The 7,642-nt window shown below is 50.6% G+C and carries 6 protein-coding genes; 1 reads left to right on the forward strand and 5 read right to left on the reverse strand.

Annotated features, from left to right (window positions below; translation table 11 throughout):
• Positions 1 to 99: 99 nt before the first annotated feature.
• Positions 100 to 459: a hypothetical protein gene (locus QZ554_RS07720; protein ID WP_297195607.1), complete on the forward strand. Its 360-nt coding sequence runs from the start codon at positions 100 to 102 to the stop codon at positions 457 to 459.
• A 405-nt stretch (positions 460 to 864) separates the two neighbouring features.
• Here the strand turns inward: QZ554_RS07720 and QZ554_RS07725 are convergent, their stop codons facing one another.
• From QZ554_RS07725 to QZ554_RS07745, 5 genes are all read right to left on the reverse strand, one after another.
• Positions 865 to 1,575 (reverse strand): hypothetical protein, encoded by a 711-nt coding sequence (locus tag QZ554_RS07725; protein ID WP_297195609.1) that lies wholly within the window; start codon positions 1,573 to 1,575, stop codon positions 865 to 867.
• A gap of 463 nt (positions 1,576 to 2,038) precedes the next feature.
• Entirely contained in the window at positions 2,039 to 3,514 is a 1,476-nt protein-coding gene (locus QZ554_RS07730) for a RagB/SusD family nutrient uptake outer membrane protein (RefSeq protein ID WP_297195611.1), read from the reverse strand.
• Between the two features lie 25 nt (positions 3,515 to 3,539).
• Positions 3,540 to 5,222: a hypothetical protein gene (locus QZ554_RS07735; protein ID WP_297195613.1), complete on the reverse strand. Its 1,683-nt coding sequence runs from the start codon at positions 5,220 to 5,222 to the stop codon at positions 3,540 to 3,542.
• 12 nt (positions 5,223 to 5,234) lie between these two features.
• On the reverse strand, positions 5,235 to 6,590 hold the full coding sequence (locus QZ554_RS07740; RefSeq protein ID WP_297195615.1) for a PKD domain-containing protein: 1,356 nt from the start codon (positions 6,588 to 6,590) through the stop codon (positions 5,235 to 5,237).
• A 469-nt stretch (positions 6,591 to 7,059) separates the two neighbouring features.
• On the reverse strand, positions 7,060 to 7,642 hold a 583-nt coding region (locus QZ554_RS07745; RefSeq protein ID WP_297195617.1), incomplete at its 5' end, for a hypothetical protein.

Genomic DNA, 7,642 nt, shown 5'->3' on the forward strand with positions numbered 1-7,642 from the left:
ATTCCCTCCTACTAATTAAGGATCTAGTAATTCAATAGAATGATACTAAGATAATCGTGATTATATTTGTATCATATCTAACTCAAATAATTAAGAAACATGTCGGAAGATAAGGCGATGCAGTATGAAGCTTTGATTAGGGCTGCACATAGAGAAGGAAATAGAATTGTTAGTCGCTATGGCGTAGCAAGAGCTGACGCCGATATATACCGTCGATTAGATAGAGTAGCATGCGAGCCTAATGACCCGTTCAAACAGGGATTATACATAGGAAGAACAGCAGCATACATAGAAACTGCTCTAGAGAAAGTGAAAAAAGAGCGTTCAGGCAATGAGGTGTTCACTAAGAAGATTGAAGAGTGTTTATCCCTTCTATCAAATCCAACAAAGGCAAAGATTGAAGAGTGCATAGACAAAGCTTGGGATGCATTTAGATGTATAGGTCTGAGAGTCTCTTGATTAAATTACCTTCGAGATAAGAGCTATATAGCTTCATGGGTATCACATCTCAATCCCAAGGATCTTAGTAGCTACCTTGCTCTACTTGATGAGCGATTTATAATCTCTGCGATATACGAAGAGGATTGAAAATTATAGCCTTTACTTTGACCTGAGCCATGAAGGGATAAGCGAGTTATCATCACGAGCTCACCCTCTTAAATGGTATTCCAAGTTCTGTTAGCCGATGCTCGTTGTACATACGGCTTATAGCGAATATTTGCTATACCAGACACAGGACTAGGTGTGAGGCTCCCAATAATACCTATTCTGCATATGCCAAGTTAGAGCAACAAGTGAACATCAAGGAGGGGAGACATGACTACCACGACAAAAATTTCTGACAAATTTCTAGGAGAAGAAGCTTCATCTCCATGCCAAGCTTATTGCTATTGAGACGAGAGTCGTTAAGATTGTTACGATTAAAGTGATTATAGCAACCCTATAGGATCTCTTGGCTAGATCAAGACTCTGCTTGGTCAGTTCGAGGTTCTGGTTCGTTTGTTCAAGACTCTGCTTGGTCAGTTTGAGGCTCTGGTTCGTTTGTTCGAGACTCTGCTTGGTTAGTCTGAGGCTCTGGTTGAACTGTACGTCTGACCGAGGGATATAGCCATTCTCACAAAAGACTCTAAACTCCTCGGTCACGTATATTGCCTTTGAGGAATACTCTGTCCAGAGCTTAATTATAGAAGCGTCCTTGATTTCCGATGAAATTTTGATGATTTTTTGCTCCACACCATTACTTGTTATCGTATCTGGAGCTGCTCCTATCGGGAAGTTTGGCTCTTCCGTCACACTCATGAAAAGAATAATATATCCCTCTTGCTCCAGCAACTTAATCAAAGTTACTGTCTCAAGAATTAGTCTACGAATTTGAGGATCCCTTTCATATAAATCAGAGTTCTTATGGCCTTGATCAGATGTATAGACTATCTGAAGCTCCGGCTTCTCTTTATCGAGATATATTTTAGCATCAGGCAAGTCACTAAAAAGAATATTAGCGAGATAGTTATTATGGCCATCTCCTTCTAATATACGCTCACATAACTCTTGTTCTTTCTTACTCAGTCGTCTCATTGAAATATTTTGATATTTAGAGGTTCAAGTGGAATTCTTCCAGAGTCACATCTTGAAATTTACTCTACAAAGGTAATTCAGATCTTTCATCTGTCTCTTAGTCAAAGTCTAGTATACCTATACCGATCACTAAGACAGGATGGATAATGCCTATCCTAAGAGTACAAATTTTGAACCTTCCAGTAAGCACTTATTATCGTCTCTTGGGATGTATGGATACCTAGGTGAAAATACCCACTCCTTAATCATCACAAAATTACCAATTATTGTATCCATGAGTTAGATAACCTTATCGCCACTGCTTGACACAACAAGGTCGCTGTAGTTTGTCGTCAGAGGAGTGCTCACTCGTGACTAAGGGGGAGAATCTCTCCTATGAATAGGTAAAAGGTGAAGAGCCTAAGACTCTCTACCGTGCCTTGGTAAAGCACGGTAGAGAGTAACGCTAAGTACATGCCATTAACTAAATAGGGAGAGGGAGAACTAGCCTCTGAGGGCTGAGCTTGTGGCCTTGGGGAGTCACTGCCTGCTCCAGTGGGATGAGGCGGAGGCGACTACCTTGCACCTTGGGGTACTTTCTCGTGCGCTGAATGTCCCAGAGTTGCTTCATCTGAAAGGGGAGCTCACGGAGACGCTCCAGCCACAGCTCAGCTTGGAGCTCCTCCTTCGAAAGGGTGGCGAGGACAAGGGCAACTTCAGAGGGAGCTTGCTGCAGGGCTCTCCCTCGAACTTCCGCAAGGCAGCGAATAGCTGTGCTCATCTCTTCTTCGCTCTCCAGCAGCGCTTCGGCGAGTAGGAGCAACACCTCAGAGTAGGGATAGAGTCCAAGCTCCATCGGCCTCGTGCCTATATGCCCTGGGGTAGATCGGAGCCAGAACCAAGGTGCTGGGTCAAAGATCTGAAAGACCGTCTTCCCCTCCTCTGCTACCTTATAGAAACTATGGAAATACTGCCTATCCTTGCCCCGCAAATCACCCTCACCATAGACCGACATGAAGAGCTTCGTCGGTCGAAAGGCATTGAAGGCAAGTGACTCGCCTACCTTACCCCAGCTCTTAGCTTCCCGAGGGAAGGTATAGGCCTCCAGACTCGGGGCACTCGCACCTCGGAGGGTGAAGAGATATTCGTCGCAGGCAGGGTTGGTACGTAGCGTGTTGAATGCCGAGAGCTCCTCGCTCCCACCGTTAGGCATCAATCGATACCTCCCAGAGCCAAGGACGGGGCGGAGGATAGCTGCCACGTCCTTGTACTTAGCTTGTCTCAGAGGGTAGCCACTCATCTGTAGGTATACCTCCCCTAGGAGCACTCGGGCAAGGTCTTGGTGTACACGATACGAAGCCACCTCCTTTGTCCTACTGGGAAGAAGGGCAATAGCCGACCGGAGGTCTTGCTCGATCAGCTGGTAGCCCTCCTCTAGGGACTTTGTTTGTCCTCCACGGCTCTCCTGAATGCCCCCAAAGCTACGCAAGAGATAGAAGCGACTGAAGGCTCGGAAGAAACGTACCTCTCCGAGTAGCTGTGCTTGCTCCCCAGCCTGTAGCCCCTTCGCCGTAGGGAGGAGACGAAGTAGTGAGTCTGCGAGCTCTATCCCATCATAGCACCGAGAATAAATAGTCTCAGCGAGCCTCTGTACCGCAGGAGAGGATAGCTTCGCAGTATTTAATGCGGGATAAGGACCGGCAAGTGCTTCGCTCTCTATCAAGCCACTCAGATAGGCGGGCCAGGCAGAGCGTACCCCCTCCTCTGGATCGGTATCTAAGTAGATCGAGGGGAGTCCCTCCTTATACAGTCGCTGGACAGCCTCCGTAGCCGAAGTGGCATCAGCGAAGGGACTTTGCTCAGAGGGAGTCTGTGGCGCATGCTCCTTCTTGCAGGAGAGGAATAGAAGGAGACCGACTAGGACAGCAAGTGCCCGATAAGAGGTATAGTGTGACGTCATAGAATGATACTAATCGATAAAGATACTAGAAAGAGTAGCTGTAGCTAAGTTCGCTCGTAAAGGAAGATCTAGGAGAGCTCACTGCGGGGAGGAGCCTACGCCCTTGGTAAGCTACGCTTGCATTCAGGCCGTGCTTGCCCCAGAAGCGATAGCCTGCAGTAGCTCGGAGGTTGTACACCTGCGCTAGCCTGTGTCCTGCCTCCTGAGTCTCATTGTAGGATAGGCTAAGCCCTGTACTGAGCTGTTTCTTCAGAAGGCGTTTAGCTAGGCTGAGGCTTGGCCCGAGGGTAAGCACGGCCTTGCGGTCGGCATAGTTATTACTCACATTGAATCCTCCCGTGAGCGTGAGGTCCAGTGCACTTAGATCTAAGCTATAGCTTGTACCGAGGTTCATAAAGCGGGTGAGCTGACCGGGCTGGATATAGCGTCCCTGCCTATCGGCGGCCTCTTGGTAGCTCAGAGTAGCTGACAGGGTCTGTGTTTGTGCTTCACTCTGCTTGAGGCGCCAGCTAATATCGGCATCTAGGCTATGGCTGAGCTGGGTAAACTGCAGGGTGTCGAGATTGTCATAGGGAGTCCGTGCATTGATATAGTCGAAGCTGGACTTCAGATTGCGATAAGACTGGAAGCTGGATAGTGAGACCGAGGCGGAGAGGGCTTCGTTGGGGGTGAAGCCGACCTGTGCTGAGCCCACGAAGCGCTTATTATGCTCCTGCTTCTGCCCCATGAGGTCATCTCGCTGGAGTCCTCCACTTAGTGCAAGGCTGAGCTTACTATCGAAGAAGCTCCGGCTATAGTTGAGCGTCAGATTCTCGTAGTCGTTGTTGAAGTAGTAAGCCCCTAAGGTCGCATAGCCCGGATCGATACGCTCGTAGCCTACCCCCAGAGTATTGCCGACAAAGCTATAAGACACGTCGGCCCTGAGGGCATGGTAGTAACTCACCTCTGCGCTTCGCAGATCCTGCTGCATCCTGCTGAGCCCATATTCCAGCGAGAGCTTAAGGTCCTTGATGAGGCTGAGGCTCCCCTCTAGTCCCAGAGCTATATTCCCCTTGGGATAGATCCCTAGCGCATCGATGTCGAAGGAGATGCGCCCATCTCGATCCCGTGCTGCAAAGACCGTCCCTCCGAGGGCAAAGGTACTCCCCTCATACCGAGTCTTGAGCCCATACCCCCATCGCTCATAGCCCACCTGTAGGGAGGGGATATTCGGGTCGGCATCCACCCTCTTGAGCAGTCGCCCTGCCATAGCCGATACCTGCCACCTCCCGGGACTTAGCTCTACGCCCAGACCCGTAAACTGATGACCATTCAGCGTATAGGGCCCGAAGCTCATAGACACATCGCCGATATGGGCCTTCGCCCACTTATACGAAGGATGGAGGCTTAGCCGATTGGGGAGCGAGGGATAGGAGAAGTTCGCCCCATAGTTATTCAGATTAAACGAGAGGGGGATATTGAGGAGCTCGTAGAGCGATAGGTTCACCGCCCCCGTGAGCTGGTACGTGAAGCTCTGGCGGGCTTCGCTGGGTCGACTACTGAACAGCGTAGCACGAGCAGAGATGCTCCCACTGATCTTAAAGGGCTTCTTCTTACGAAAGGCAAGCACCTCTTCGATATTCTGGGCATAGCTAGGCTTCATCCCGGGGAGCAGCAGAGCTGTCAGTAGGAGTATCCTTCGGAGGGACGTAGGGTAAATCTTCAGCATAGGCAATAGAGGTTATTCATTGGGGCGCTTCTCGACCTTGATATCCGCAAGGATGTAGGAGGCGGCACCTGCTTGGACATAGCGCTTGACACGGATCACGCCACGACGACTATCCGCCGTACGAAAGAGGGCGAAGTGGGGCAGACTCCCCTTGTCAAAGTGCCTAGGACGTGGCTCGCTCCACTGCCTGAAGCGGTCGAAGTCCTTCGCCTGCTTGAAGCTCTCGAAGTCTGCATCAGTGATCGTGCTCCCGTAGTCTGATGGATAATGGACGAAGCTCGCCCCTTGTGCCCCAGGAATGGGAGGGAAGGAACTGGAGGCAGCCTGATCGGGGGCAAAGAAGTAGCAATAACTAAAGGCAGAGTTCAAGGCAAAGAAGCCCAAATCGACCTTAGCTCCGAGTTGCTCCTCGGCAATACGCTTCGACGTCACGACTCCTCCCGCATAGGCCGAATAGAAGCATCCGACGGTGTTCTTAGCCTCATTGATGCCAAGCTTTAGGTCCACTTGCTCGATGATCCCTCGATTGGGCTTGATGGTAAGGAGCTTCTCGACACGTTGCTCCTCCTTGCCATTGCGAGCTAAGAGGATCAGCTTGTAGTTCCCAGCCCGCTCGAAGCGTATACTCGTGGCCTCGGCCTCGGGATGCTCTATGGTCGCTCCCTCACAGAGCCAGCGATAGGTAAGCCCTCCTGTGGTGAGGTTCTGAGTCCTCAGGGTCAGGGGTGCCTCCCAGTCTTGGTCTACGGCACTAGGGGCATAGCTAAAGTCGGCATGCATCGGAGCCTGCAGGGTAAAGGTCTTGCTCAGCTCCTCGTAGCGACTGCCATTGAAGACCCTAAGGTGGATCTTATGCTCACCGCCATCTTTGAACGTAACAGCCGAAGGATATTGGGTCGCAGATGAGGAGGGCTCTCCGCCCTCAAAGCTCCACTCATAGCGACTACCTCCTTTGCTCCAATTACGGAGCGTAACTACCGCTGGGGCGATATCGTTAATCGCTATCTGATAGTCGAAGTTCAGCGAAAGTGCTGAGTCTACTCGAAGGGTCTGTTCGCTGACCTTCTCCTCAACGGCGTTCCGCACACGGAGCTGTATCCTATGCTCTCCAGGCTCAGTGAAAGTCACCGTCCCGGGTCGCTTCTCTCGTGAGGATGCTGGCGAACCGCCCTCAAACGTCCACTCATACTCATCCGCCCCATAGCTCTCATTCTTCAGCTGAACCTGCACGGGCGTAGTCTTATCCTCTGCCACTTCGATGGAGAAGGCAGAGGCTATCGGCACGGACTCCTCCCTGAGACAAGACGATAGCAAGGCTATCACCAGCAGTACTGCTATCAGGCGATAAGGAATGCACATTCTATCCATCTTCCGCTCTTTATTACGATCATGTTGTTTATTCTATCCTTTTCTAAATGTAACGGGCTCTCACGTTGCGCCTCTTTCATCCTAGCGCCCCATTGTGCCCCTAACCCTCTCCTTTGGGATCTTCGTTCATACCCACGAGTTGCCCTACCTATCCCCCTCCTATCTATGGGGGTACCTCAGGGATGTACAGCGTGTGACAAGCACAGAGGAGAGCCCTACAGAGAGTATACTTAGAGGGTGGGAGTGTACACGTGGGTACACTATGGTATACACACGTGTACACTATTGTATACCTGCGTGTATACTCTTCCCCTCTAGTTAGTAGGTATACACGGGGAGAATTCACACCTAGGATACTGATACTCCTGCCTTAGCTCTGGACGCCTCAGCGACACTCCCCCCTCAGTCTCTCCCTGACCTCCTCCGTCAGCCCTATCTGGGTAGGTAGCACCTGTGTGGCATGAGGCCGTTATACCCTATCTTCGCACTCCCTAGCCTTGGGTACACCGCTGGATTCCTCCCACTCATAGATGTATACCTTGCCTTGAGAGTAGGCGATCATTCGGTCGCCGATGATGTGGATAGACTCAATATCCCACCCATCCCAGGGGATATGCCAGACAAACTTCTCCGTCTGCACATCGAAGGCTGCGAGGAAGAAAGTATCCGATACCCGCACCGAGACGTAGAAGATCCCGTCGCGTAGTAGGAGACCTGTATACCTTGCGCTACCCTCCTTCCCTTCATGGACAAAGCGATTCCTTCGCTCGTTACAGAGCATGCGCCCAGCCTCAAAGTCAAATACGGTATAGTAGCTGTTGCATAAGGAATATCCTATTGTCCCCTTGATAAACATCTTGGGTAGTGTCTCGTCCTGCCTCTCGAGCACCTTTCCCGTAGCTACATCTATCCGATGCAGGTGCTCTTGGGTCGTCACCCATAGATCAGAGCCATAGAAGTTGATGAATTCAATCATCCCTGGAACAATTCCATTGCGCCAAAGGGAATATCCTCGACCGCTCTCGGAGAAGTCTAGCCGATAGACCTCCTCC

The sequence above is a fragment of the uncultured Porphyromonas sp. genome (assembly GCF_915070105.1).
GTDB lineage: Bacteria > Bacteroidota > Bacteroidia > Bacteroidales > Porphyromonadaceae > Porphyromonas.